General features: G+C 69.6%; 15 protein-coding genes and 1 pseudogene. 6 read left to right on the top strand and 10 right to left on the bottom strand.

Annotated elements, in window-relative coordinates:
- The 7 genes and pseudogenes from JANGC3_RS34285 to JANGC3_RS0103540 form a co-directional block, all read right to left on the bottom strand.
- On the bottom strand, positions 1-1,632 hold a 1,632-nt coding region (locus tag JANGC3_RS34285; protein WP_442905265.1), incomplete at its 3' end, for a beta-ketoacyl synthase N-terminal-like domain-containing protein.
- A gap of 207 nt (positions 1,633-1,839) precedes the next feature.
- A pseudogene (locus JANGC3_RS34280) lies at positions 1,840-2,454 on the bottom strand (class I SAM-dependent methyltransferase); the annotation flags it as partial.
- Positions 2,455-2,945: 491 nt separating this feature from the next.
- The gene (locus tag JANGC3_RS30575; protein WP_017875116.1) at positions 2,946-9,248 is read right to left on the bottom strand and encodes an SDR family NAD(P)-dependent oxidoreductase; all 6,303 of its coding nucleotides are present in this window, start codon (positions 9,246-9,248) and stop codon (positions 2,946-2,948) included.
- An 81-nt stretch (positions 9,249-9,329) separates the two neighbouring features.
- Positions 9,330-9,872 (bottom strand): chorismate--pyruvate lyase family protein, encoded by a 543-nt coding sequence (locus JANGC3_RS0103555; RefSeq protein WP_017875115.1) that lies wholly within the window; start codon positions 9,870-9,872, stop codon positions 9,330-9,332.
- 64 nt (positions 9,873-9,936) lie between these two features.
- Positions 9,937-10,788 carry an ACP S-malonyltransferase gene (gene fabD / locus JANGC3_RS28265; protein WP_035787530.1) on the bottom strand — a complete coding sequence of 284 codons (852 nt, stop codon included), beginning with the start codon at positions 10,786-10,788 and terminating at the stop codon, positions 9,937-9,939.
- A 77-nt stretch (positions 10,789-10,865) separates the two neighbouring features.
- On the bottom strand, positions 10,866-12,617 hold the full coding sequence (locus JANGC3_RS0103545; protein WP_017875113.1) for a carbamoyltransferase family protein: 1,752 nt from the start codon (positions 12,615-12,617) through the stop codon (positions 10,866-10,868).
- 69 nt (positions 12,618-12,686) lie between these two features.
- Positions 12,687-13,979, bottom strand: a complete 1,293-nt coding sequence (locus JANGC3_RS0103540; RefSeq protein WP_017875112.1) for an MFS transporter — start codon at positions 13,977-13,979, stop codon at positions 12,687-12,689.
- Between the two features lie 190 nt (positions 13,980-14,169).
- Between JANGC3_RS0103540 and JANGC3_RS33480 the strand changes: the two genes are divergently transcribed.
- The 4 genes from JANGC3_RS33480 to JANGC3_RS0103520 all read left to right on the top strand — a co-directional run bounded on the left by JANGC3_RS33480 (position 14,170) and on the right by JANGC3_RS0103520 (position 19,609).
- Positions 14,170-14,742, top strand: a complete 573-nt coding sequence (locus JANGC3_RS33480) for a hypothetical protein (protein WP_232429648.1) — start codon at positions 14,170-14,172, stop codon at positions 14,740-14,742.
- A gap of 463 nt (positions 14,743-15,205) precedes the next feature.
- Positions 15,206-17,167, top strand: a complete 1,962-nt coding sequence (locus tag JANGC3_RS0103530) for a TonB-dependent receptor plug domain-containing protein (protein ID WP_017875110.1) — start codon at positions 15,206-15,208, stop codon at positions 17,165-17,167.
- Positions 17,157-17,699: a YfiR family protein gene (locus tag JANGC3_RS0103525; protein WP_017875109.1), complete on the top strand. Its 543-nt coding sequence runs from the start codon at positions 17,157-17,159 to the stop codon at positions 17,697-17,699. Before JANGC3_RS0103530 ends, JANGC3_RS0103525 begins: the two co-directional genes overlap by 11 nt.
- Positions 17,696-19,609 (top strand): putative bifunctional diguanylate cyclase/phosphodiesterase, encoded by a 1,914-nt coding sequence (locus JANGC3_RS0103520; RefSeq protein ID WP_017875108.1) that lies wholly within the window; start codon positions 17,696-17,698, stop codon positions 19,607-19,609. Before JANGC3_RS0103525 ends, JANGC3_RS0103520 begins: the two co-directional genes overlap by 4 nt.
- 148 nt (positions 19,610-19,757) lie before the next feature.
- Here JANGC3_RS0103520 and JANGC3_RS0103515 read toward each other — a convergent pair whose 3' ends face one another.
- Positions 19,758-21,425, bottom strand: a complete 1,668-nt coding sequence (locus JANGC3_RS0103515; protein ID WP_017875107.1) for a peptide chain release factor 3 — start codon at positions 21,423-21,425, stop codon at positions 19,758-19,760.
- Between the two features lie 126 nt (positions 21,426-21,551).
- On the opposite strand from JANGC3_RS0103515, the gene JANGC3_RS0103510 reads away from it, so the two are divergent.
- A complete protein-coding gene (locus JANGC3_RS0103510) occupies positions 21,552-21,890 on the top strand; it encodes a hypothetical protein (protein WP_017875106.1) in 339 nt (112 codons plus the stop codon).
- A 53-nt stretch (positions 21,891-21,943) separates the two neighbouring features.
- Here the strand turns inward: JANGC3_RS0103510 and JANGC3_RS0103505 are convergent, their stop codons facing one another.
- The gene (locus tag JANGC3_RS0103505; protein WP_017875105.1) at positions 21,944-23,305 is read right to left on the bottom strand and encodes a sensor histidine kinase; all 1,362 of its coding nucleotides are present in this window, start codon (positions 23,303-23,305) and stop codon (positions 21,944-21,946) included.
- 37 nt (positions 23,306-23,342) lie between these two features.
- Entirely contained in the window at positions 23,343-24,011 is a 669-nt protein-coding gene (locus tag JANGC3_RS0103500; protein WP_026132489.1) for a response regulator transcription factor, read from the bottom strand.
- A gap of 168 nt (positions 24,012-24,179) precedes the next feature.
- On the opposite strand from JANGC3_RS0103500, the gene JANGC3_RS0103495 reads away from it, so the two are divergent.
- The gene (locus tag JANGC3_RS0103495) at positions 24,180-26,264 is read left to right on the top strand and encodes a methyl-accepting chemotaxis protein (RefSeq protein WP_017875103.1); all 2,085 of its coding nucleotides are present in this window, start codon (positions 24,180-24,182) and stop codon (positions 26,262-26,264) included.
- Positions 26,265-26,284: the final 20 nt, after the last annotated feature.

Genomic DNA, 26,284 nt, shown 5'->3' with positions numbered 1-26,284 from the left:
CATCGCCGGCCGCGCCGCCGCCACATACTCCTGCAGCACCACGTGGGCGTTGGCGCCGCCGGCGCCGAACGAGGAAACGCCGGCGATGCGCGGATACTCGCGCAGCACGCCGTCGATGCTCACGCTCGGACGCGTCCAGTCGGCCAGCTCCTGCTGCACCACGAACGGCGTCGCCGAAAAATCGATATTCGGATTGAGCGCGCGCGCATGCAGCGACGGCGCCAGCTGGCCATGGCGCATTTGCAGCAGCACCTTGGTCAGGCCGGCGATGCCGGCCGCGCTTTCGCAATGGCCGATGTTCGACTTGGCCGAGCCGATCGCGCAAAACTGGCGCTCCTGCGTATCCCGTCCAAACGCCTGCGCCAGCCCGCGGATCTCGATCGGATCGCCCAGCGCGGTGCCGGTGCCGTGCGCCTCGATATAGCTGACGCTGCGCGCATGCACGCCGGCGCGCCGCAACGCGTCGCCGATAAGCTGGGTCTGCGCCAGCGGATTGGGCACCGTGTAGCCATTGGTCTTGCCGCCGGCGTTGAGCATGCTACCCTTGATGACGCCGTAGATCTGGTCGCCGGCGGCGATCGCCGCCTGCAAAGGCTTGAGCACCACCGCGCCCACGCCTTCGCCGTCGACGAAGCCGTCGGCGTCGGCGCCGAACGATTTGCAGGCGTCGCCGGACGACAGCATCGCCATCGCGGACAGGCCGACGTAATGGCCGGGATCGAGTATCAGGTTGACGCCGCCGGCGATCGCGCAGGCGCAACTACCGCTGCGCAGACTCTCCAGCGCCAGGTGCAGCGCCGTCAGCGACGACGAGCAAGCGGTGTCGACCGCGATGCTGGGGCCGTGGAAGTCGAGCAGGTAGGAGACCCGGTTGGCGACCGACCAATAGCGCGCGCCGCCCACGTAGTTTTCGTTCATCACGCCGACAAAGACGCCCACGGCGCCATCCTCGGCCAGGCTGGCCGGCGTATAGCCGGCGTCCTCGATGCTGCGGTAGGCTTCTTCCAGGAACAGCCGCTCCTGCGGACTCATTTTTTCCGCCTCGTACGGGGAAATATTGAAGAACAGCGGGTCGAAACAATCGGCGCTGTCGATGAAGCCGCCCCATTTGCTATAGGTTTTGCCGGACTTTCCCTTGTCGGCGTCAAAGTACAGGGCCGAGTCCCAGCGCGCGGCGGGCACCTCGGTGATGCAGTTGGTCCCCGCCTTCAGGTGCGCCCAGAATTGCTCGACGTTTTCCGCGCCGGCATAACGGCCGGCCAGGCCAACGATGGCGACCTCCTGCGTCCCGGCCGGGAGCGCAACCGGCGCGGGCGCCGGCGCGGCGGCGCCGGGCGGCGGCGGCGGCGCGCGCGGCGTCTCGGCGCGCGCCGGCACGGCCGCCTGGTCCAATCCCAGCCATGTCGCCAAGGCCACCGGCTGGTGTTCGATAAAATGGGCGACCAGCGCATCGATGGTCAGGCATTCGAAAAACAGCGTGCTGCCGACATCGGCGAAGACCTGGCGCAGGGCGTTGGTCAGTTGCACGATGAGAATCGAATCGATGCCGTACTGCGCCAGTTGCGCGCCGGCGTCGATCTTGTGCAGCGGCACGCGCAAGGTATCGCTGATCAGTTTCTTGAAGCGCGCCACGGCGCCTGCCGCGAGGCGCGCGTCGGCGCCGGCCGCCAACGGGGCGCCGGCGGCGGCCGGCGCGGCGCAGGCGGCCGGCGCCGGTGCCGGCGCGGCGCTGGCGCCCACCTGGGCCCGCACCTGCCGCACCACGCCGTCGCTGGCGGCGGCAATCACCTGCTGGCCCAGGCCGTGGCCGCGCCGCGCCGGGAAGGCGACATCGCGAAAGCCTTCCTGCTCCAGCACCGTTTGCCAACTTTGCGCCGACAGGGCCGGGCATCCCGGCACGCGCAAGGCGGCGTCCTCGTACAACCACCAGCCTTCGAGCAGGCCGAACGTCAAGTGGGTGAACAAATCGGCGCCGTTGATCTCGTTTAACAACAACACCCCGCCGCTGCGCAGCGCCGCCTTGGCGTTGCGCAGGCTGGTGCGGATATTGCTGGTGGCGTGCAGCACGTTGGTCGCCACCACCACGTCGTAGGCGCCCGCCGCGATGCCCTGTCCGGCGAGCGGCAAGCCGGCGTCGAAGATCTGGTAGGTCAGGTAAGGGTGGGCCGCGCCGTACTCCTTTTCGGCGTGGAACAGGAAGGCCTTCGACACATCCGTATAGCAGTACTCGGCCACCTGGTCCCGATACGGGCGCAGGCGCGCGAACAGCTGCGCGCTGGTACCGCCGGTACCGGCGCCGATTTCCAGGATGCGGATGCCGCCTTCGCCGCCCTGGCCCTGGCGCCGCTCGACGATGCCGACCAGGGTGTCGGCCAGCGCGGCGTTGAAATAGTCGGCCACCGCGTTGCCCTTGTAAATGCCCTCGACCAGGGCGAGCGACGAATTGGGGAACATGACCTCGGTGGCCGGCACGCCGCCGCGCAAAATCGCCGGCAGCGCGCGCAAGGTCGCCTCGCTCAGCGCCACCCTGGCCCGCAGGTCGGCGCAATCGAGCCAGGCGGCGCTGTCGCGCGACCACGCGCGCCAGGCCTCGGCCGGCGCGCGCGGCTTGGCGTCGCGCGCGCTATAGCCGTCGGCGCCGCTGTGCAGGTAGCCCAGCGCGGCCAGCATGCGCAGGCTTTGTTCCAGCCAGCGCTCGTAGAGCGGACTGATGCCCAGCAACTGGCGCGCCTGGGCGACGCTGGCCTGTTCCAGCCACGCCAGTCCCATCGCGCCCAGTTCGCTCCATAGCAGCTCCGCGAGCGCCGCCTCGTAATCGTCCATCAAGGGCGCACGCCGCGGCGCGCGCGTGGCCGCGCCCTCGAAAACGTCCTTGTGCTGCTCAACCAGATACCGCGCCATGCGCAGTAATTTATTATTTTCAGGCAACATTTTTCACTTATCCGCTAGGTGGGGTGGGAATGGCTGACGGCATCGTCCGGCGCCAGCAGGCGCGCCATCACGGCCGGATCGAGGTCCAGGGCGTAGTCTTGCAGCAGGCGCGCGCTGAGGGCGTCGAGCAAGGCGGGAGCAAGGCCGGCCTCGTCGTTCACGCCGGAGAATTCCGCCCGCTCGCGCAATTCGGCCGTGAGCCTGGCCAGCATCGCGTGCACCTGGTCGAGCAGGGCCGGTTCGGCGCCGGCGGCCAGCGCGCTCGCCGGCGGATACACGCTAACCATCTCGGCGGGCGCGGGCGCCGCCGCGGCGGTCTTGACGAAGGCCATCTGCGGCGGCGATCCCTGCAACAGGGCGTCGAGGGCCAGCATGCCGTCCTGCGCTTCGATCGACGCAAAGCCCATCTGCGCCATCCGCTCGCGGTAGGCCGGCGCCGCGACGACGCCGACGCTGCCCCAGTAGCCCCAGTTGATCACCCTGACCGGGTAGGCTTGGCTGCGTCCCAGCTGCAGCCCGAAGGCGTCCTTGAAGGTGCAGCCGGCCGCGTAGTTGCTCTGCCCGGCCGCCTTGGAGAAGCTTTGCAGGGACGAGAAAAACAGCATGAAATCGAGTTCCTCCCGTCCGAAGACCTGCGCCAGCCGCACGCTGACGTCGACCTTGGCGGCCAGCCCGGCGCGAAAGCGCGCCTCGTCCATATTGCCCAGGCTCTTGTCGGCCAGGACAATGGCCGCGTTGACCACGCCATGCACGCGCCCGTGGCGCTGGCGGATCCGCTGGTAGGCGCCTTCCAGCGCGTCGGCATCGGCGGCGTCGGCGGCGATATACTCGGGCGCCGGGCCGAACGCCGCCAGCGCCTCGATTTTCCCCTGTATCTGCGCGTCGAGCGGGCGCCGGCCGATCCAAACGATGGCCGCCGCATGGGTGCGTATCATGTGCTCGCTCCATGCCGCGCCGATGCCGCCGGCGCCGCCAATCACCACGTATACGCCACCCTGGCGATAACGGCTTGGCCCGGCCGCCGGCATGTCGCCCGGCAGCAGGCGCTGCCGGTAGCACAGGCCGCCGCGCCAGACCAGCGCGTCGCCGTCCGGGTCGCAGGGCCAATCCATCATCTGCGCCAGCGCGGGCGCGCCGTCGGCCGGCAGGTCGACCAGGCGCACCGCCCAGTTCGGATATTCCTTGGCCATCGAGCCCACCAGGCCATGCACGCTGGCGTGCGCCGGACGCAGTTCCTCGCCCGCGTGCAGCGCCTGCGTCTGGGTCGTCAGCACCGTCCATTCCAGCGCGCGCGCGCCATAACCCAGTTCCAGCAAGGCCTTGATCAGGTGGAAGCCGCCCACCACGCCCTCCTGCTGCGCGGCGATCAACTCCTCGTCGTGCGGTCCGCATGGCCGCTGCGCCGGGACGCGCCAGACGATATGCTCAAACTCGCCCAGCTGTGCCAGTTGCGCCAGTTGCGGCGAGAGCGCGCCGGCGCCGGCCGCCGCGGTCCAGGCCTGCGCGTGCCGGTGGCGCAGGCGCAGCGTCTCCAGCTCGCCCGGCTCGGCATTGACCAGCAGCACGCGCTGCGGCGCCGACGGCAGCGTGGCGCTGGCGCCAACCGCGTCCCACACCGGATACAGCGCCTGCCTGCCGTCGTGGACGGCGGCGGGCGCCGCCGCGCTGGCGGCGCGCATGGCCAGGCCGCGCAAGCGCACCGCCACCCGCCCCTGCGCATCGCAGAGATCGACGTCGAACTTGCCCGCCCCGGCGCCGCCGGCGTGGCGCAACGCCGACCACATCAGCGCATCGCAGGGCGCGACGATTTCCAGGCTGTCCAGCGCAAACGGCAGCGCGGGAGCGGAACCGGCCGGCACGCCCCGCATCAGGCCCAGCGAGGCGTGCAGCGCCGCGTCGAGCAGGCTTGGATGCAGGCGGTAGCGGCCCGATCCGCCGACGCACGCCGGCAGTTCGAGCCCGGCCAGCGCCTGTCCGTCGCCGCAGTCGATAGCGCGCACGGCGCGCAAGGCCGGACCGTACTCGATGCCCATGCCGGCGTACGCCGCGTAGCACTGTTCGGCCGACCACTGCGCCGCGCCGCATCGCCGGCGCCAGTCGTCCAGGTCGAGCGGCGCCGGCACGGCGCACTGGCCGAGCCGCGCCGCGCCCTGGCTGTGCAGCACTTCCCGCCCCTGCGGGTCGAGGCTGCAGATGCGGAAATCGATGGCGCCGTCGCCGCGCCGCGCCAGCAGGACCTGCACTTCCAGCGGCGTATCGCCCACCACCACCGGGCGCAGCCAGGCGACGTCGGCCAGGCGCACGCCGTCGGCGGCGTCGGCGCCCGACGCCAGCAAGGCCGCCGCGCAGGCCATTTCCAGCTGCGCCACGCCCGGCAGGACGCGCTTGCCGCCCACCACATGGTCGGCCAGGAAAAATTCGTCGCCGCTGAAAACGGAACTGAAGCGCTGCTGGCCCAGGTCCGAGGTATTGCGCTGTAACAGCGGATGCAGCCACGCCGCGCCATCGGCCGGCGCCGCCGCCGGCGGCCGCGCCGCTTCGATCCAGTAGCGGTCGGGCGCGAACGGGTAGGTCGGCAAGGCGACGCGGCGCGGCGCCGGCGTGCCATGCAGGCTGGCCCAGTCGACGTCGGCGCCGTCGAGCCAGGCGGCCATCAGGCGCTGCGCCGCGGCGTCGGGCGGCGGCGCCGCTCCCTGCGCATACACGCCCGCCACCGCGGCGCCGGCCAGCCAGCCGCGCAGCTGCGCGCGCAAGCCGTCGATGGAGACGGCCAGCACCGCTAGTCGCCGGGCCATCGCCGCGCGCCCCACCTGCAGGGTATAGGCGATGTCGGCCAGGCCGGCGCCGCCTTCCCGCCCGCCGTCCAGCGCCTCCAGCAATTGCCGCGCCTGGCGCCGCAGCGCGTCGTCGTCGCGCGCCGACAGCGGCACCGCGAACGGGCCCTGCGCGCCCTGCTGCGCCGCGGGCGCCGGCGGCAGATGCTCTTCCAGCACCACATGCGCATTGACGCCGCCAAAACCGAAGGAACTGACGCCGGCCAGGCGCGGCAGGGCGACACCGTCGAGCGTCACCGGGATCCACGGCTGCGTCTGCCCGCCCAGGCGGAAGGGACTGCCGTCCAGGTCGATGAATGGATTGCGTTCGGTGAAATGCAGCATGCCCGGCAGGACCCCGTGCTGCATCGCCAGCAGCACCTTGATCATGCCGGCCATGCCGGCCGCCGATTCGCAATGGCCGATATTCGTTTTGGCCGTGCCGATCACGCAGGAAGCGGCCGCGGCAGGGGCGCCGGGGTCCGCTTCGAGCTGCTGGAAAGCCTCCCGCAGCGCCTGCACCTCGATCGGGTCGCCCAACGGCGTGCCGGTGCCGTGCGCCTCGATGTAGCCAACGCTGCGCGGCGCCACGCCGGCCTGGCGCCAGGCGTCGCGGATCAGGCGCCTCTGCGCGTTCAGGTTGGGGGCGCGCAGCGAATTGGACTGGCCGTCGTGGTTGACGCAGGCCGCGCGGACGACGCCATAAATCCGGTCGCCGTCGCGCAGCGCATCCTGGTACGGCTTGAGCAGGACCGCGCCATAGCCTTCGGCGCGCACGAAGCCGTTGGCCCGCGCGTCGAAGGATTTGCAGCGGCCGTCGGGCGCCAGCATGCCGGCGCTGTGGCTGGCGCAGTAAATGCGCGGCGACAGGATCAGGTTGATGCCGGCCGCCACCGCCACGCTACAATCGCCCCGCTCCAGGCTCTCGACGGCATGGTGCAGCGCGACCAGCGAACTGGAACAGGCGGTATTGACCACCTGGCTGGGACCGTTGAAGTCGAACCAGCGCGAGACCCGGTTGGCGATCAGGCTCATATGCATGCCGGAATCGAGATAGGCGCCGTACAGGTCGCGCAAGGCGGCGCGGTTGCTGGCCAGGTCGAGGTAGTCGACGCTGTGGGCGCCGACGAACAGGCCGACGTCGCGGCCCTTGAAGTGGCGCGGATTGTAGCCGGCATGCTCGAACACGCTCCAGCTCAGTTCCAGCAGCTTGCGCTGCTGCGGGTCGAGGCATTCCGCCTCCAGCGGGGCGATGCCGAAGAAGTCGGCGTCGAAGGTGTCGACGCCGTCGATGAAGCCGCCCCATTGCGGGAAGGCGCCCGAGGCGTGCCAGTCGGCGGCGCCGTCGGCCTGGGCGAACCAGGCCGCGCGTTCGGCCGGCAGCGGCGCGATGCCGTCCCTGCCCTGCAGCAGATTGTCCCAAAAGCGCTGCGGGTCGCTGGCCCCGCCCGGGAAATGGCAACTCATGCCGATGACGGCCACCTCGGAAGGCCCGGCGGCGCGGCGCGTGCGCCCGGCCGGCGCGGCGTCGGCGTCGGCCGGCGCGGCGCCGCCCGCCAGGCGCGCCTGCAGGTAACGCGCCAATTCGTCGAAGCGACGGTACTTGAACAGCAACGTGGGTTCGAAACGTATGCCGAAGACGATTTCGATCTGCCGCGCGATCTGGATATACTCGATCGAATTGAGGCCCAGTTCGGCCAGCGCGCCGACCTGGTCGAGCTTGTCGCCATCGATGTCCAGGCAGGCCAGCAAAACTTGATCGCGCAACGCCGCCGGCACATCGGCCGGCGCGCTGCGCGGCGCCGCCGCCTCGGCGGCCGGGGCCGGCTGCGCGCGCCGGCGCGCGCAATGGCGGTGCCGCACACGCAGCGCCTGCTCCAAATAGGCCTGGCGGCACTGGCCGCGCTGCAGTTTGCCGCTGGCGGTGGCGGCGATCTCGCCGACCGCCACCAGGCATACCTCGTGGACCTCGACGCCGTGCGCTTCCGAGAGCGCCGCGACGATGCGCCGGCACAGCGCCTCGAATTCGGCGACGCCAAGCGCTTCGCCCACCTCCTGCACGATCACCAGTCTTTCCTGCTCGTCGACCTCGACCGAAAAGGCGGCCACCGGCAGCGCCAATTCCGGCACGGCTGCGCTGGCGCTGGCCTCGATGTCGGCCGGATAGTGGTTCTTGCCGCGCATGATCATCAGTTCCTTGATGCGGCCCACCACGTACAACTGGCGCCCCTCGACAAAGCCCAGGTCGCCCGAGCGCAAAAAGCCCTGCCCGCCGCCCGCCGGGACGACGCCGAAGGTCTGCGCGGTGTCGGCGTCGCGCCGCAGGTAGCCGGTGGCGACGCCGGCCGAACGAATCCAGACCTCGCCGATGCGTCCGCCCGCGCAGGGCGTCAGCGTGTCGGGATCGACGATGCAGACCTGGGCGCCGGTTGCGCCCGGCTCGCCGCAACTGGCGGCGAAGCGCACGGCGCCGCCGTCGGCGGCCGGGCGGACCTCGCGCCGCTGCACGGCGGCCAGGTCGAGCGCCAGGAAGCGCGCACCGGCGCGTCCGGCGCCGCGCGTGCTCACGGCGCCGGCCTCGGACATGCCGTAATGGGGGCACAGGACGGCGGCGTCGAAGCCCAGCGCGCCGAAGCGCTCGGCAAAGCGGTCGCAGGTGTCTTTCCTGACCGGCTCGCCGCCGCAAACGAGCGCTTGCAGCGAGTCGAGCAGGACGCCCTCCACTTCCTCGGCGCGTATCCTGGCGTGGCAGACGTCGAGGGCGAAATTGGGCGCGCCGGTATGGGTGGCGCGGTACTGGTCGATGGCCCTGAACCAGGCGGCCGGCGACTCGACGAACCGCGCCGGCGCCATCAGCACACTGCTGGCGCCTTGCGACAGCGGCGCCAGGATGCCCAGGTGCAGGCCGAAGTTATGCTGCAGCGGCATCCAGGACAGCACCCGGCTGTCGGCGCCCAGGCGCCATTGCGCGGCGCCGGCCGAGGCTTGCGCCCACAGGTTGCGGTGGCTCAGCACGATGCCTTTCGGCTCCCCGGTCGAGCCCGAGGTGTACAGGAGCACGGCGGCGTCGTCCTCGGCGCGCTGGCGCGGCGGCGCCGGCGCGCCGTCCTGCGCGGCCAGGTGCGCGAGGTCGAGCACGGGGAGCGCCAACGCGTCGCCGAGCAGTTCCTTGGTGGCGGCGTCGGTCAGCACGCAGATCGCTCCGGCATTGCCGCCGATGCGGACGATGGCGGCGGCGAGCCTGGCGGGATCGGCATGGTGCGGCAGCGGGACCGCCGCCAGATTGGCGTGCAGGCAGCCCAGCAGGGCTTCGATGTAGGCCTGTCCCTGCGGCAGTACCAGCAGCACGCGTTGCTGCGCCGCGCCGACGGCCTGCAGCGCGCTGCCGACCCGCCGCAGGCGCGCGGCCAGGTCCGCGCCGCGCAAGCCGCCGACGGCGTGCGGCTGACTGCCGTCCTCGAAGAAAAAAAGGTCTTTATCGGCGAACTGTTCGGGCAGATCCATGAAGTATCGGGTGGGAGCGACCAAAATACATCTCCAGGCTATCGCGCGGTGAAAGGGAAAGGTGGCGGCATCGCTGCCGGCTTATTGAAAACTGTCGAGTGGAAATTTTTCGGTGATGATGCCCATGGGGCGCGACTGCTGATGCAGCAGGTACGTGCGCGACAACAACGGCGCGCCGGGCGGCAGGCCGAAATGGGCGGCGGCGTCGGGACACTGTTCCAGCCGGGTGTCGATGATTTCGCGGTACATCTCGCACTTCTCTTCGCGCCACAACAGACCGATCGGCGCCTCCGTTTCCAGCAACCGGCGCTGGATGGAGGGCGACAGCCGCTCGAACACGAAGGCCGATTCGGCGTACACATAGCTGGCGCGTTCGTCGACCAGCATGACCTTACGGTGCAGCAAGGGCGTGTCCGGGTCGCAAGCGAGCTCGGCTGGCGCGGCGCCACGGCGCAGCGCCTGCTCGATTTTGCGCGCGCGGATCGGCCGGCCCGCGTACAGCACGAGTAATTCGGTGACCGAGCCGTCGGTGCTCAGCAGAATTTTTTGAAACAGGCTCAGCGAGGGATTGCCGCCCAGTATCGGCGAGCGTTCCTTGGGGCTCCATTGCGTCGTCATTTCCATGTCGTCATGTCCTGTCGGGGTGGGAAAAACACGCCGGGCCGCGCACGCCGCCCGGCACGGCCATTCAATGCGCCGCCTGTACGATTTCCTTGACCATCTTGCCGAGGAAGGTGGCGCCGATTTCCTGGTACTCGGTGACGCCCTGGCGCCGCAGGTAGCGGATGCTGTCGCTCCACAACACCGAGTTGGCGATCTGGTCGCACAACAGCTGGGCCACGTCGCCGCTCTGATAGGGCCGCGCGGTGGCGTTGGCGATGACCGGCAGACGCGGCGCCTGGAAGGTGAACTGCCCCAGGTGGCGCGCGTACTGGCGCTGCACGTCCTTCATGTAGCGCGAATGGAAGGGCGCGCTCACGTTCAGCGGCAGGCACTGCACCCCTTCGCGCCCGAACAATGCGCTGGCGCGCGCGATGTCGGCCGTGGGTCCGGCGATCACGAATTGCGTCGGCGTGTTGAAGTTGGCCAGGTCGATGCTGTCGATCTGGTGTTCGCGCAGCAGCTGCGTGACCTTGCAGGCCGGCATGCCCAGCACGGCGGCCATGCCGCCGCCGGCCGCGCCGCCCATCAGTTCGCCGCGCTTTTTGACCAGCTTGACGCCGGTGGCGAAGTCGAAGGCGCCGGCCGCCAGCAGCGCGTTGTACTCGCCCAGGCTGTGGCCCGCCACGTAGTCGACCCGCAGCGGCGCGGCGGCGTCGTCCCTGAGCGCGTAATACGCCAGCGCGTTGACGACGAACAGCGCCGGCTGCGTATAGGCGGTCTGGCGCAGGCGGTTGTCGCTGTCGTGCAGGCACAAGGCGTCGACCGGGTAGCCGAGGATCTCCGAGGCCAGCGCCGTTTCTTGCGGATAAGCCTCGAACAAGCCCTTGCCCATGCCCTTGAACTGGGCCCCCTGGCCGGGGAAAAGTATCGCTTTCATGCGGTTATCCAGGTGACGGGCGCGCCGACGCGGCGGCAGCCCGGGTTGCGTGACGGCGGGCCGGCGGCCCGCCGGCCTCATTTCTCGATCAACACGTCGTCGATGAACATCGCATCGAGGCCGCTGGTGTAGAACACGGCCAGCGCGTCTTCCACCGAATGCGCGATCGGCTTGCCCATCACATTGAAACTGGTATTGAGCACCAGCGGGATATCGGTCAAGCGGTGGAACTCGCTGATCAGCGCGTGATAGCGCGGATTCCATTCGCGCTTGACGCTCTGCAGGCGGCCGGTGCGGTCCTCGTGCACCACGCCGGGCACGCGCTCGACGACCCTGTCGCGAAACGTCAGGGTGCGCTCCATGTAGGGCGACTCCTGGTAGTCCTCGAAATAGGCCGGGCCGTGTTCATGCAGGATGGACGGCGCGAAGGGACGGAATTCCTCGCGGAACTTGACGCGCGCATTGATGGTTTCCTTGACCGCGGCGCGGCGCGGATCGGCCAGGATCGAGCGGTTGCCCAGCGCGCGCGGACCGAACTCGGCGCGCCCCTGCACCCAGCCGATGATTTTGCCCGCGGCCAGCAGCTGGGCCGCGCGGCGCGGCGCGTCGCCGTTGCACTGCACCAGCTTGCCGATGCCGCCGAAACGCACCACATTGGCGAGGATTTCCGGATCCATGCTGGAGCCGAGGTAGGGCGAGAGGAAGGCCGAGCCCGGCCGTACCTGCGGGTGGTCCTCGTAATACGCCAGCAGGGCCGCGCCGACCGCGTTGCCGTCGTCGCCAGGCGCCGAGAACACGTGCAGCCGCTTGAACGGCGTATTCGCCAGCACCTTGCCGTTGGCCGAGGAATTGAGGGCGCAACCGCCGCCCAGCACCAGTTGGTCCGACAAGCCGGTGCCGTGCAAATTGGTGAGGAACTCGAACAGCACTTCGCTGAACACCTTCTGCCCCGCGTGGGCCAGGTCGGCGTAGTCGATCACCGCCTGCTTCGGCTGGCGCCGCAGCGCATACAGTTGCTGCTGCAGCTGCGCCATGCGCGCGGCCGGCGCGAATTCAATCTGCAAGCCTTTGACGCTGATCATTTCCCGCAACAGCGCGTACAGTTCCGGGTTGTGCTTGCCGTAGGGCGCCAGGCCCATCACCTTCCACTCTTCGCCCGACATATTGCCGAAGCCGCAAGCCTCGCACACCATGCCGTAAAACAAGCCGAGACTGGCCCAACCGCCATGGCGCTCCTGCTTGATCTCGGTGATCCGCCCGCCGCTGTACTGGAAGCAGGCGAACGAACCGCGTTCGCCGAAGCCGTCGAGCACCGCGCACAGCGCGCCGTCGAAGCCGCTGCTGTAGCAGCCCGCCGCGGCGTGGGTCAAATGATGGTCGAAGTGGCGCCGCCGCACGGTGTGGCCGGCCCAGGCCTCGTTCTGGCTCAGCTCGTATTCGAGCAAATTGCCGGGCTGCGCCGTCATGGCCAGCTGGGAGCCGAAAAAGAAACTCTGGCCCGCCAGTTGGCGCCGCAACAGAGGGGGCAACTCGCCGAAGCCGCTCGCGTACTGCTCGGCGCTGCCGGCGGTAGCGGCCAGTCCCTGCTGCATCAATCCGGGCGTTTGATCGCTCCAGCTGAAGGCAAACACGATTTCCGCCTCGGGGTCGCAATACTGCTTGACCAGATCGGCGGCGCGCTTGAACAGGTCGGGCGCGACGCCGATCGAGCGTTTGCACTGCAAATAACGTTCGGTGGCCTCGGCGAACAGCACCTCGCCGTTCTGGTCGACGATGGCAATGGCCGAATCATGGAAGGAATTCGCAAAACCAATGTAGTTTCTTTTCATATGCAAGCTCTCATAAAAGACTTGGTGGCACCCGGCGCGGGCGCGCCCCAGGCGCGCCCGCGGCGGGACTCAAGACAAGGAACGGGTATCCGAAATCGAACGCATTGGCGAAAACACCAGCGCCAGCAAAGCCACGCCGATCAGCATCGCGCCGCTGGCGGCGAAGACCTGGGGCAGGCTGATGCCGCGCATGGCCCAGCCGGTAATGGCCGCCGAGATGGGTGCGATGCCCATGAAGATGAACATGAACAGGCTCATGGCGCGGCCCATCAGGGCTGGCGGGACGCGGCGCTGGGTCCAGGTGAACACGGCGATTTGCACGAAGCCGCCCAGCATCCCGATCAACAGCAGCAGGAGCGCGCCCTGCCAACTGGCGTGGATCAGGCCCATCGGCATGAACAGCGCGCCGACCAGGCAATCGGTGAGCACAATGGTCATGCCCAGGCTGCCGAGGCGCACGTTCGGATTGACGCCGGAGATAATCATGCCCGCCAGGGTACCGGCGCCATGCGCGCCCATCAGCCAGCCGAAGGCCGCCGCGCCGTGGTCCATCTGGTTGGCGATCACCGGCAGGGCCACCTGCATGGGGCCGCCAATGAAGAAGGCGATCGCCGCGAAATACAGGAAGCTGGTGCGCAGGCTGACGTCGTTCCAGCAGAAACGCAAGCCCTCGCCCACCAACTTGAAGACGTTCGGATGGCCGTTCGGGCCGGCCGGCTGCGGCTGCCAGCGCACCTGCACGCGCGCCAGGGTCCAGGCCGACAACAGGAAGCTCAGGGCGTCGCAGACAAACGCCAGCGCCATGCCGCGCGCGTCGCCGGTATGGCTGGCCTTGGCGTCGCCCATCTGCGCAATCAACACGCCCGCCAGGATGGGGCCGACCAGCATCGTCAGTTGACGCAGACTCATCAAAATGCTGTTGGCAATCTGCAATTGTTCGCGTTTGACAATGTGCGGAAAGATCGCCGTCGCGGCGGGAATGCTGAACGCGGTGGCGATGCCGATGGCGACGGCAAACACGTACACCATCGGCAAGGTCAGGCCGCCGTTGTACAGCAAGCCGGCCAGCGCCAGCAACAACAGCATATTGATGTACTTGGTCCACATCAGCACGCGCTTGGGCGAATAGCGGTCGGTCAGCGCGCCGCCGATCAGCATGAAAATCGCGCGCGGCAAGGCGGTCAGCGCCAGCACGGTGCCGACGGCGAACGGATCGCCCGTCATCTTCAGCACCAGCCACGGCAAGGCGATCAGCGAAAACTGGTCGCCCAGCATGGAGAGCGCCGCGCCGCTGAGAAACCAGCGGAACGGCTGATCCCGAAACAGTACGGCGCGCGGATTGTCATTTTTTTTGTCGGTCATGGAAAGCTTTCAGTAAAAACGTCGGGGTAGATTGGTCTTGCGGAGCGGCACAACTGGCTCCAACAGGCCCGGTACTCTGCTGTCTAGCGAGTGTCCCGCGAACCATTCAGTTGCATAACTACCTATCTTTGTAGGGTCGGCATGGCGATGGCGCCCCTCCCTGTAGCGTTGGCAAAAATATATTTTACGCATGACACTGTCGCCAATCCGAGCCACGGCAGCGCAACTTGCGCGGGCCCCGAAATACCGCCGCGCGCGGCGCAAGGCCGGCGAGCGCCGCCGTGCCGGCATGGTGCCGCGCAACAGGTTTTTCGAGGTCCCCTTAACGGCGCGCGGCTGCGCGCCGTCGATGCGAAACGTGGAAAGGCGCGCGCGCGGGTATGATGGCCGCACTCTCCCCTTCCTAGGCATGCGCATGAAAAAATCGACAAGGGCGGCGCTATTGTCCGCATTGGTGTTTCCCGGAACCGGACAGTTTCTGCTGGGCCGCGCCGCGCGCGGCTGCCTGTTCTTGCTGCCGGCGGCCGCGGCCGCGGCCTATATCGGCGCCCAGGTGCTGGAGCGCGCCAACGCCATCGTCGCGCAACTCGACAGCGGCGCCCTGCCGCTGGACCCGCTGCTCATCGCCGAACGGTTGTCCGCCGCGCCCGGCACCGAAGGACCATTGATGACGCTCGCGGTGGTGGTGGCGCTGCTGTGCTGGGCCGGCAGCATCATCGACGCGCTGCTGACCGGCGACCGGTGTGACGCGCCGGTTGCCTGATCAAGCGGTGTCAGGGCATCGGCCGCCAGGCAGCGCCGCGCACCCGCTTGAACGTGGGGCGCGGCGCGCGCCGAGCCGGCGGCTCGGCTGGCCGCCGCTGGCGGGGGTTGCCGTTGACACGATATGACGAGAACACTGCGCGTTCAAACCGCCTTGCCGGCGCTCGCGCTAAGGCTGCTCGCCGGCGCCGCGCGCCGGCAGCCAACGCACGGTGATCGAGAAGGCCGGCCGCTGGGCGGCCCGGCCAAGTGAGCGCGCGGCGAAAAAACCACAAACCCTGTACTTTCCCGCTCTGTAATGACAAGATGTTGCCGTGACTAACTATTACGTTGCGAGTTCCGGCTCACATCGGATTTCCCAGACTGGAACGAATGGCATGGCTGCGCAGGGTGGTTCAAAAAATGGCGCCGGAAACCGGCGCGCAAGGCCGCCAGGCGGCGCGCCGCGTTGGGGCTGCGCCGCCATGCTGTTGCTGCTGCAATTGCCGCGCGCCGCGCTGGCGCAGGCGCCGGCCGGCCCGCTGGACCTGACCGCCCTGCCCTTCGAACAACTGCTGTCGCTGGAAGTATACAGCGCCTCCAAATTCCTGCAGCCGGCCAGCGAGGCGCCGTCGAGCGTCTCGGTGATCAGCGCGGCCGAGATCCGCGACTTCGGCTGGCGCACGCTGGCCGACGTGCTGCGCAGCGTGCGCGGCCTGTACCTCAGCTACGACCGCAACTATAGCTACCTCGGCGCGCGCGGCTTTTTGCGCCCGGGCGACTACAATTCGCGCTTCCTGCTACAAATCGACGGCAACCGCATCAACGACGCGGTCTACGACCAGGCTCCGGTGGGCGGCGAGTTCCCGCTCGAGCTGGACTTGATCGAGCGCATCGAGTACGCGCCCGGCCCGGGCTCGTCGATCTACGGCGCCAACGCCTTTTTCGGCGTGATCAACGTCATCACCAAACGCCCGCGCGAGCTGGGCGGCGCCCGCGCCAGCGTCGAGGCAGGGCAATTCGGCGCGCGCAAGGGCGCCGCCAGCTACGGCTGGAGCGACCAGCCCGGCGGCGAACTGCTGCTGGCGGCCAGCAGCTACAAGAGCGACGGGCGCGACCTGTACTTCGCCGAGTTCGACCAGCCGCAACACCGCCACGGCGTGGCCCGCGGACTCGACTACGAAAGCGGCCAGCGCTTCTTCGCCAAGGGCGCCGCCGGCCCGTTCAGCCTGTCCATGCAGCACGCCGAGCGCCGCAAGGGCGTGCCCACCGCGTCGTTCGAGCAAGCCTTCGGCGACCCGCGCTCGCGCACCGTCGACGCCCAGTCCTACCTGGACCTGGGCTACCGGCGCGCGCTGGGCGCCGACGCCGAACTGAGCGCCCGGCTGTTCTTCGGCCGCTTCGACTCCGCCGGCGACTATGTCTACAACGCGTCGGCGGACAGCGTCAACCACGACGGCAGCGCCAGCCGCTGGTGGGGCGTCGACCTGAAATCGGTCAGCGCGCCGCTGGCCGGCCACAAGCTGGTGGCCGGCGCCGAATATCAGCGCAACTACCGGCTGGCGCAGTACAGTTACGACGTCGCGCCGCGCCGCGACTATCTGAACGACCGGCGCGACAACCAGCGCCTCGGCCTGTACCTGCAGGACGAGCTGGCCCTGGGCCAGACGCTGCTGCTGAACGCCGGCCTGCGCTACGACCGCCATTCGCGCAGCGGCGCCGCGTTCAGCCCGCGCCTGGCGCTGATCTGGCAAGCCGGCCCCGGCACCACGCTGAAGGCGCTGTACGGCACCGCGTATCGCGAGCCGAACAACTTCGAGCTGTACTACGCCTATCCCGGACCCGGCGGCCAGACCGCCAACACGCTGCAGCAGCGCGAACGCATCCGCAGCGCCGAACTGGCGCTGGAGCGGCAACTGCGGCCGAACGAGCGCGTCACCGTCAGCGTCTTCGAAAACAAGGTCAGCGGCCTGATTTCGCAAAGCACCGACGCGGCCAGCGCGCTGACGTCGTACGACAACGGTCCCGGCGCCAAGGCGCGCGGCGTCGAAGTCGAGTACCAGCGCCAGTGGGCCGCGGCCACCCTGCGCAGCAGCTACAGCTGGCAGCGGCTGCGCCAGGACGGCGCCGGCGCCGGCAACGTCAACGCGCCGGCCCACCTGGCCAAATTCAACCTGGCCGCGCCGCTGGGGCGCTCGCCCTGGCGCGCCGGCGCCGAAGCCCACTACGTCGGCCCGCGCGACACCCTGCTGGCGCGCACCGGCGGCTACTGGCTGGCCAACCTGAACCTGCTCTCGAGCGGCCTGACGCGCCACGCCGACGTCGCCGTCGGCGTCTACAACCTGTTCAACCGCCGCTATGCCGACCCGGCCCCGGGCGCGCACCGGCAGGACAGCATCGCCCAGGACGGGCGCAGCGCGCGCGTGACGGTCAGGTATGCGTTTTAAGGGCGCCCCGGGGCGCGCCGCCTGCGCGCTGCTGGGCGCGCTGTGCCTGCAATGGCAGGCGCCGGCGCGCGCCCAGGCGGTGCCGGAATACGACTTGAAGGCGGCCTTCGTGTTCAACTTCGCCGTGTTTACCGACTGGCCCGGCGAAGCCCTGCCCGGCGGTGCCGCGATGACCATCTGCGCCTACGCCGGCAACAAGCTGCTGCCGGCGCTGGGGGCGCTGAACGACAAGCTGGTCAAGGGCCACCAGGTCAGCGTGCGCACGCTGGGCGGGCGCGACGGCGCGCGCGGCTGCCAGATCCTGATACTCGACGGCCAGGACCGCGAGCGCTGGACCCAGTTGCGCAAGGACCTGGCCGGCGCCAGCGTGCTGACCGTCGCCGACGAGCGCGGCGCCGGCGACGACGGCGTGGCGATCGCGCTCAGCGTCGAGAACCGGCGCATCGGCTTCGACGTCGACCTGACGGCGCTGCGCCTGGCGCGCCTGACGCTGAGTTCAAAGCTGCTGCGCCTGGCCAGGAGCGTGCAATGATCGAGCCACCCAAGCTGGCCCGCCCGGCGCGTCTGCTCGGCAGCAAAATGGCGCGCCTGAACCTGATCATCTCGGGCGCCATCATGCTGCTGGCCAGCGTGGTGCTGGTCCTGTTCCAGTTCGCCGCGCTGCGCAGCGCCATGGTGGAGGACTTGCGGATCCAGGCGCGCATGGTCGGCAACAACAGCGGCGCCGCCCTGCTGTTCGCCGACCAGCGCGCCGGCGAGGAGCTGCTGGCCGGCCTGGCGGCCTCGCCGAGCGTGCGCAACGCCGGCATCTTCGGCGCCGACGGCCTGCTGTTCGCGCACTACCGGCGCGCCGACGCCGACGCGCTGGGGCCGCCGTCGGCGCAGTTGCTGGGCGCCCGCTTCCGCTACCGCGCCAGCTTCGTCGAGGTGCTCGAACCGATCGAGGCCAACGGCGGGGCGATCGGCTCGGTGATGATACGCGCCAGCATGGCGCAGTTGTACCAGCGCCTGCTGGCCTACGCCGGCTTCACGCTGGCCGTCGCGCTGTGCTCGTTCGTGCTGGCCTACCTGATGGTCGCGCGCACGCGCCAGGCGACGCGCGACGCCGAGGCCCACCTGCACTACCTGGCCCACGTCGACCCGGTCACGGAGCTGCCGAACCGGCACGAGTTCAACGAACGCCTGGCGTTCGCGCTGACCCGCGCCGACCGCCAGGACACCAGCGTCGGCCTGCTGCTGCTGGACCTGGACAATTTCAAGGTGGTCAACGACACGCTCGGCCACAACTGCGGCGACGTCCTGCTGAAGATGGTGGCGCAGCGCCTGATCGCCATCCTGCGCGGCGGCGACATCATCTGCCGCATCGGCGGCGACGAATTCGTCGTGCTGGTCGAGCCGGCGGACGCCGTCACGGAGCTGGAAAGCGTCGCGCGCAAGATCCTGGCGGCGCTGGCGGCGCCGTTCGCGCTCGACAGCCACGAGCTGTACGTCAGCGCCAGCATCGGCATGAGCCTGTACCCGGTCGACGCGCGCGACGCCCAAACGCTCACGCGCAGCGCCGACACGGCGATGTACCACGCCAAGAACCAGGGCAAGAACTGCTACGCCGTGTTCCAGGCGGAGATGGAGCTGCGCGCGCAAAAGCGCCTGGCGATGGAGGCGAACCTGCGCAAGGCGCTCGACAACGGCGAGCTGTACCTGCACTACCAGCCGCAGATCGACCTGCGCAGCGGCCGCATCATCGGCGTCGAGGCGCTGACGCGCTGGACCTGCCAGGAACTGGGCCAGGTCAGCCCGGCCGAGTTCATCCCGGTGGCCGAGGAAAGCGGCATCATCGTCGGACTCGGGCGCTGGGTGCTGCAGACGGCCTGCCGCCAGGCGGCGGCGTGGCGCGCCGCCGGCCTGCTTGAAACGATCGAGCACGTGGCGGTGAACCTGTCGTCCTGCCAAACCCGCGACGGCGCCCTGATGGACGACATCCTGGCGATCCTGGCCGAAACGGCGCTGCCGGCCGGCCTGCTGGAGCTGGAAATCACCGAGGGCGTGCTGATGGAGAACGTGCACGCCAACGTCGAGCTGATGCAGCGTTTCCAAGACGCCGGCATCCACCTGTCGATCGACGACTTCGGCACCGGCTACTCGTCGATGTCCTATTTGAAGCGCTTCCCCATCGACCAGTTGAAGATCGACCGCAGCTTCGTGCACGACCTGCCCGGCGACGGCGAGCCGATCGCCACCGCCATCATCGCCATGGCGCACAGCCTGAACCTGACGGTGGTGGCCGAGGGCGTCGAGACGGCGCAGCAGGCGGCCTTCCTGCGCCGCGCCGGCTGCGACATCGTGCAGGGCTACTACTACGCCCGGCCGATGGCGGCCGAGCAGTTGACGGCGCTGCTGCGCGAGCGCCAGGACTGGCGCCCGGCGCAGTCGCTGGCGCTGTAGCGCGGCGCGCCGGGCCCGTTCCAAGCACAGGCAACAAGCCGGGATCGCGCCCGCGGTTTACAAGCCGGCCGCCGAGGCCATCCAAAACGCAAAAAAGCCGTCCGCCCCACCACGGGCCGGACGGCTTTTCAGCGCCGCGAACGCCGGCCTAGGCCAGCTTGACCGCGTGCTCGCGGGTGGCGTGGAAGGTCAGCTTCGGCCAGCGCTCCTCGGTCAGGCGCAAATTCACGCCCGAGGTGGCCAGGTAGGCCATGTTGCCGGCCGCGTCGTAGGCGACGTTGTGGCCCAGCGCCGCCTCGAAGTCCTGCAGCACGCGCTTGTCGTCGCAGCTGACCCAACGCGCGCTGCTGATGCTGGTGCCCTCGAACACGGCGTCGACGCCGTACTCGTTGAGCAGGCGGCTGGCGACCACTTCGAACTGCAACACGCCGACCGCGCCCAGCACCAGCTCGCCGCCCTGGACCGGCTTGAAGACCTGCACCGCGCCCTCCTCGCCGAGCTGCTGCAAACCCTTGTGCAACTGCTTGATCTTCAAGGGGTTGCGGATGCGCACCGAGCGGAAGAAATCCGGCGCGAAGTAGGGGATGCCGGTGAACTGCAGCATCTCGCCCTCGGAGAAGCTGTCGCCGATCTGCATGTTGCCATGGTTCGGCAGGCCGATGATATCGCCGGCGTAGGCCTCCTCGACCTGCTCGCGCGACGAAGCCATGAAGGTGACGACGTTGGACACCTTGATCTCGCGGCCCAGGCGTAGATGCTTGACCTTCATGCCGCGTTCGAAGCGACCCGAGCACACGCGCAGGAAGGCGATGCGGTCGCGGTGGGCCGGGTCCATATTCGCCTGGATCTTGAAGACGAAGCCGGAGAACGGCACCTCGGCCGGCGCCACCACGCGCACGGTGGCGTCGCGCTGGCGCGGCGCCGGGGCCCAGTCGACCAGCGCCGATAGGATCTCGCGCACGCCGAAGTTGTTGATGGCCGATCCGAAGAACACCGGCGTCTGCACGCCGGCGAGGAACTGCTCGAGGTCGAACGGATGCGAGGCGCCGTGGACCAGCTCGACCTCCATCTTCAGCTGCTCGATCTCCAGCGGGAACATCTCCGACAGGCGCGGATTGTCGATACCCTTGATGACCTCGAAAGTCTGGTCGGCCTTCTCGTCGCCGGCCTTGAACAGCATGATCTCGTCGCGCAGCAGGTGGTACACGCCGCGGAAGTTCTTGCCCATGCCGATGGGCCAGGTAACGGGGGCGCACTGGATTTTCAGCACCGACTCGAGTTCGTCGAGCAGGTCGAGCGGATCGCGCGTTTCGCGGTCCATCTTGTTCATGAACGTGACGATCGGCGTATTGCGCATGCGGCACACCGCCAGCAGCTTGATGGTCTGCGCCTCGACGCCCTTGGCCGCGTCGATCACCATCAGGGCCGAGTCGACCGCCGTCAGCACGCGGTAGGTGTCTTCCGAGAAGTCCTGGTGGCCGGGGGTGTCGAGCAGGTTGATGACGTGGCCGCGGTGCTCGAACTGCATCACCGAGCTGGCCACCGAAATGCCGCGCTGCTTCTCGATCTCCATCCAGTCGGAGGTGGCGTGGCGGCCGCTTTTGCGCGCCTTGACGGTGCCGGCCAGCTGGATCGCGCCCGAGAACAGCAGCAGTTTCTCGGTCAGCGTGGTCTTGCCGGCGTCGGGATGGGAAATGATGCCGAAGGTGCGGCGCCGCTGCACCTCGCGGGCGATCGCGGCGGGCGCCTTCGACGTCGGCGCCGGGGCGGCGGAGTCGGAATTGTCGGGGGTGTTCAAAACGGTATCGTTGGCCATAGTCGTGGCCATATTATGGCCCTTGCGCAAAACCCTCAATTTTACAGACACTTGCCTGTTTCGTGTGAACTGATATGCCGCCGGCGCCGGCCGCGGCGCGCGCGGGCGGTCGGGTATACTGCGGCGATGCCCACCACCACCCTCGCCGCCCTGCTTGCCTTGCTGGCCCTCGCCCTTACCGCGCCGACGCTGCTCGTGCTGCTGCGCCGCAAGCGCCGGCTGCAACGCCTGCGCTTCCGCGCCCGCTTCGAGCCGGCCAGCGCCTTCGTCGGCAAAGACCCGCGCTTCGCCATCGCCCGGGCGGGCAACTGGACCTTCTACGGCGCAATGGACCACGGCAACGACATCGCCCAGTGGCGCGGCTGCGGCCTGGTCGCCGAAATGCACTTCAAGGACGGCGTCTGCACCGGCGTCCGCGTATCCGAGCCCGCTGAGCGCGGCGCAATCCCGACGCCGGGCCACTGACTACGCCGGTCGGCTGGCGCCCTGACGGGCTCGGCCGACCTACGGCGCCAGACTCAGGCCGGGAAGCGCACCGACAACAGCATGCCGCCGGCGCCGGGCGCGGCGTCGATGGCGATGGCGGCGCCGTGGGCCAGCGCGATGTCGCGCACGATCGCCAGGCCCAGGCCGCTGCCGGTGCTCTTGTCGTCGAGCCGGACGAAGCGGCTGAACACCAGTTCGCGCTTGTCGGGCGCGATGCCGGGGCCGGAGTCCTCGACCGTCAACAGGCCGCCGGCGCCGTCCGGGCGGCAGCCGACGGTGACGACGCCGCCCGCCGGCGTGTAGCGGATGGCGTTGTCGACCAGGTTGTCGATCAGGTCGCGCAGCAGGAAGCGGTCGCCGCGCACCGTGGTGGCGCGCAGGTCGAAGCCGAGGTCGATGGCCTTCTTGGCCGCCTCCTCGACGAAATACTGGATCGACTCCTCCACCAGGCGCTCCAGCGCGAGCGGCTCCAGGCGGGTCTTTTCAAAATGGCTCGGCTCGGCCCGCGCCAGCGCCAGCAACTGGTTGGTCTGGCGGATCATGCGCTCGGTCGACAGCAGCATCAGGCGGATCGAGTTGGCCGTGTCCGGCTCGGCGCCGGGGCGCTTTTCCAGCCATTCAAGCTGGCTGCGCAGGCCGGCCAGCGGGGTGCGCAACTGGTGCGCCACGTTGGCCAGGAAATCGTGCTGGGCCCTGGCGCCGTCGCGCATCCGTTCGAGCAGGCCGTTGAAGGCGCGCAGCACCGGCGCCAGCTCGCCCGGCAACTGCCCGGCCTCGAGCGGTGCCAGGTCGTCGCCGCCGCGGCCGTTCAAGTCGGCGCGCATGCGGTTCAGCGGCCGCAGGCCGTTGGTCACCGAAAACCAGATCAGGCCGACCGAGGCCAGCGTGAACAGCGCCTCCAGCAGCACCAGCGCGCGCACGGTGGCGGCGCGCGCTTGCAGGCGCTTGCGCAAGGTCTTGGCGACGCCGATGCCGACCTCGTGGCCGCCGACGCGGGCGAGCGCGGCGACGATGCGCACCGGCTCGCCGCGCACCGCGCCGTCGTAGACCGGCGCGGCGGCGCCGGCCGCGCCGCCGCGGCGCAGCGGCGGAAAGTCGGCGTCGCCGGCGATGGCGCGCCCGTCGCCGCCGCGCACGACGAAATACACGGCGTCGACGGCGTCGCCGCGCAGCACCTGCTCGGCCTGGCGCGGCAGGTCGATGCGCACGCCGGCCGCGTCCGCGCCCAGGCGCGCGCCGAGGGCGCCGGCGGCGTCCTGCAAGCCCTGGTCGAAGGCGCTCTGGGCCGGCATCCAGGCCAGCGCGTAGATCAGCGCGCCGCCGGCCAGGTTGAGCAGCAGGATCGGGCCGATCAACCACTTCAGCAGACGCATGCGGATGCTGGTCGTTGCCATCAGCGGGGAGGGCGCGGCGGCTTGCTCGGGCGTGCCATCAGGCGGGCGCCGTTTCCAGCATGTAGCCAAAGCCGCGGATGGTGCGGATGTTGACGCCGGCGTCGCCCAGCTTCAGGCGCAGGCGCGAGACGTAGACCTCGACCGCGTTCAGCGTCACGTCCTCGCCCCAGGGCAGGATGGCGTCGATGATCTGCTGCTTCGACACCACCCGGGTGCCGTGTTGCAGCAGGTATTCCAGCACCGCCCATTCGCGCACCGACAGGTCGACGACGCGCTCGCCGACGCGGGCGCGCTTGCTGTTGCTGTCGAGCGTGAGCCGGCCCAACGCCAGCACCGCCGGCTGCGGCGCGGTGCGCCGCGCCAGCGCCTTCAGGCGCGCCACCAGTTCCGCGGTGGCGAAGGGTTTGACCAGGTAGTCGTCGGCGCCCAGTTCGAGGCCGCGGACGCGGTCCTCGATGGCGTCGCGCGCCGTCAGCAACAGCACCGGCACGCTACTGCCGCGCGCGCGCAGGCGCCGCACCACTTCGAAGCCGTCGATGCCTGGCAAGCCGATGTCGAGCACCAGCACCGCCACTTCGACGCGCTGCAGCATCGCGTCGGCCTGGCTGCCGTTGTTGACAACGTCGACCGCCATGCCGTGCGCGCTCAGCACCCGCGCCAAACCGTCGGCCAGCACCGCGTCGTCTTCCACCAATAGTACGTGCATGCGCGAACCATTTCTTCAAGGGGGGGGGTGGCGCCATTATGCGGCATTTCGCGCCGCCCGGACACGCCGCGCCGCAGCCGGTTCATCAAGCCGTCACAATTCCCGCGCATTATTGCGTAAAAGAAATATTGAATACCCCCACAACAAGCAAACCACATTGGACACCGCATGCACATCCTCCTCAAGCCGGCAATCGCCCTGATGCAGCGCCTGCGCCTGCTGCCGAAATTCATCCTGGTCTGCCTGGCGTTCCTGCTGCCGCTGCTGCTGGTGACAGCGCTACTGATGGCGGAACTGGACAAATCGATCGCCTTCGCGCAGGCCGAGCGGCGCGGCCTGGCCTACCTCGGGCAATTGCACGAGCTGAGCCGCCTGGCCCAGCAGCGCCGCGGCCTCGAGCACCTGCGACTGAACGGCCAGGCGCAACCCGGCGGCGCCGCGCTGGCCAGACAGATCGACGCCGGCGTCGCCCGCATCGAGCTGGTCCAGCGCGGCGCCGGCAACCTGGCGGCGCTGCCGCAATGGGCCGAGGTCGGCGCGCGCTGGCAGGCGCTGGGCGCGCGCGGCGCCACACTGGGCGCCAGGGAAAGCTTCGCCCTGCACAGCGCGCTGATCGCGCAGCTCGGCAAGCTGGCAGTGCTGGTGGCGGACCGCTCGAACCTGAGTCTGGACCCGGACGTCGCCGCCAACCACCTCGGCGCCACCCTGCTCTCCACCCTGCCCCAGCTGGCCGAAAACCTGTCGGAAATCGCCGGCCGCGGCGCCGCCTTCATCGACACCGGCCTGTTCGAAGCCAATGAAGACCAGTTGGTGAACGCCACCACGCTGATCGCCCGCCACGACCTCGACCGCGCGCCGGCGCAGTTCGAGGCGCTGTTCGCCGGCCGCCCGGCCATCCGCGCCGCGCTGCAGCCGCACCTGGCGGCGCTGCCGGCCGCGCAAGCCTTCCTCGAACGCAGCAAGAACGAGGTCGGCAACTCCTACCTGCAAACCTCGGGCCGGCAATTTTACGCCGCCGGCGCCGCCAGCGTCGACGCCCTCTACGCGCTGTCCGGCGCCGCCGCTAGCACGCTGGACCGGTTGCTGGCCGCGCGCATCGAGCGCGACACCGGCCGGCGCGACCTGATGCTGGCCGCCGTGCTGCTGGCGGTGCTGGCGGCGGCCTACCTGTTCGCCGGCTTCTACGCCTCGTTTTCACGCGACATCGGGCGCCTGCGCGAAGCCGTGCGCGAAGCCGCCGCCGGCAACCTGGCGGTGCGCGTGGAGGCCGGCGCGCGCGATGAAATCGGCGCGCTGGTCGACGACTTCGGCGCCATGACGCGCGCGCTGGCCTCGCTGGTGGCCGACATCCGCGGCGGCGCCGCCGTCATCGCCGCCGCCACCGACGACATGGCGGCGGGCAACGCCGCGCTGTCCGGCCACACCGCCAGCCAGTCCGAGGCGCTGGGCGCGACGGTCGGCTCGATGCGCGAACTGAGCGCGACGGTGCGACGCAACGAGGCCCACGTCGACAGCGGCCGGCAACTGGTGGCCTCGGCCTGCGCGGTGGCCCAGCGCGGCGGCCACAGCGTCGTCGCGGTGGTCGAGACCATGGCCGCGATCAAGGCCGGCTCGCGCAAAATCGCCGAAATCATCGGCGTCATCGACGGCATCGCCTTCCAGACCAACATCCTGGCGCTGAACGCGGCCGTCGAGGCGGCCCGCGCCGGCGCCCAGGGCCGCGGCTTCGCGGTGGTCGCCGGCGAGGTGCGCAACCTGGCGCAACGCTCGGCGGCGGCGGCGCTGGAAATCAAGGCGCTGATCGGCACCTCGGTGGGCCAGGTCGACGCCGGCAGCGAACTGGTGCAAACGGCCGGCGCGACCATCGAGCAAGTGGTGCTGGCGGTGCGCCAGGTGGCCGAGGTGATCGGCGAGATCAGCGCCGGCGGCGCCGGGCAGAGCGCGCAGATCGGCCAGATCGCCCGCGCCATGGCGCGGATCGACGACATGACGCGGCAGAACGCCGCGCTGGTCGGGCAAGCCAGTGTAGGATCAGGCCGACTACGCGACGAGACCGCCACCTTGTCGAACGCGGTCAGCCGTTTCAAGCTGGAGTGCGCGGCGACGCCGTCGCGCACCGGACCCGACGCGGGCGCCGGCGCCGCCAAAGCCGCGCCCGCGCCCGTGCGGCCGGCCGGATTATGGAGCGCGAACCAGCCGCGCGTGTTGTCCGCGCACGACAAGAATCCAGCGGTGTGGCCAAGAAAAGCGTAGCCGTGGTATTGGAAGTAGGA

Origin of the sequence: Janthinobacterium sp. CG3, from assembly GCF_000344615.1 — a bacterium.
Classification (GTDB): domain Bacteria; phylum Pseudomonadota; class Gammaproteobacteria; order Burkholderiales; family Burkholderiaceae_D; genus Janthinobacterium.
This window is presented reverse-complemented; position numbering and strand designations above follow the sequence as displayed.

What these genes read in the sequence shown, in the direction of transcription:
- JANGC3_RS30575 (WP_017875116.1), bottom strand. Translation starts at nt 9,248, where the DNA reads ATGGATCTGCCCGAACAGTTCGCCGATAAAGACCTTTTTTTCTTCGAG.
- JANGC3_RS0103555 (WP_017875115.1), bottom strand. Translation starts at nt 9,872, where the DNA reads ATGGAAATGACGACGCAATGGAGCCCCAAGGAACGCTCGCCGATACTG.
- fabD (WP_035787530.1), bottom strand. Translation starts at nt 10,788, where the DNA reads ATGAAAGCGATACTTTTCCCCGGCCAGGGGGCCCAGTTCAAGGGCATG.
- JANGC3_RS0103545 (WP_017875113.1), bottom strand. Translation starts at nt 12,617, where the DNA reads ATGAAAAGAAACTACATTGGTTTTGCGAATTCCTTCCATGATTCGGCC.
- JANGC3_RS0103540 (WP_017875112.1), bottom strand. Translation starts at nt 13,979, where the DNA reads ATGACCGACAAAAAAAATGACAATCCGCGCGCCGTACTGTTTCGGGAT.
- JANGC3_RS33480 (WP_232429648.1), top strand. Translation starts at nt 14,170, where the DNA reads ATGACACTGTCGCCAATCCGAGCCACGGCAGCGCAACTTGCGCGGGCC.
- JANGC3_RS0103530 (WP_017875110.1), top strand. Translation starts at nt 15,206, where the DNA reads ATGCTGTTGCTGCTGCAATTGCCGCGCGCCGCGCTGGCGCAGGCGCCG.
- JANGC3_RS0103525 (WP_017875109.1), top strand. Translation starts at nt 17,157, where the DNA reads ATGCGTTTTAAGGGCGCCCCGGGGCGCGCCGCCTGCGCGCTGCTGGGC.
- JANGC3_RS0103520 (WP_017875108.1), top strand. Translation starts at nt 17,696, where the DNA reads ATGATCGAGCCACCCAAGCTGGCCCGCCCGGCGCGTCTGCTCGGCAGC.
- JANGC3_RS0103515 (WP_017875107.1), bottom strand. Translation starts at nt 21,425, where the DNA reads ATGGCCAACGATACCGTTTTGAACACCCCCGACAATTCCGACTCCGCC.
- JANGC3_RS0103510 (WP_017875106.1), top strand. Translation starts at nt 21,552, where the DNA reads ATGCCCACCACCACCCTCGCCGCCCTGCTTGCCTTGCTGGCCCTCGCC.
- JANGC3_RS0103505 (WP_017875105.1), bottom strand. Translation starts at nt 23,305, where the DNA reads ATGGCAACGACCAGCATCCGCATGCGTCTGCTGAAGTGGTTGATCGGC.
- JANGC3_RS0103500 (WP_026132489.1), bottom strand. Translation starts at nt 24,011, where the DNA reads ATGCACGTACTATTGGTGGAAGACGACGCGGTGCTGGCCGACGGTTTG.
- JANGC3_RS0103495 (WP_017875103.1), top strand. Translation starts at nt 24,180, where the DNA reads ATGCACATCCTCCTCAAGCCGGCAATCGCCCTGATGCAGCGCCTGCGC.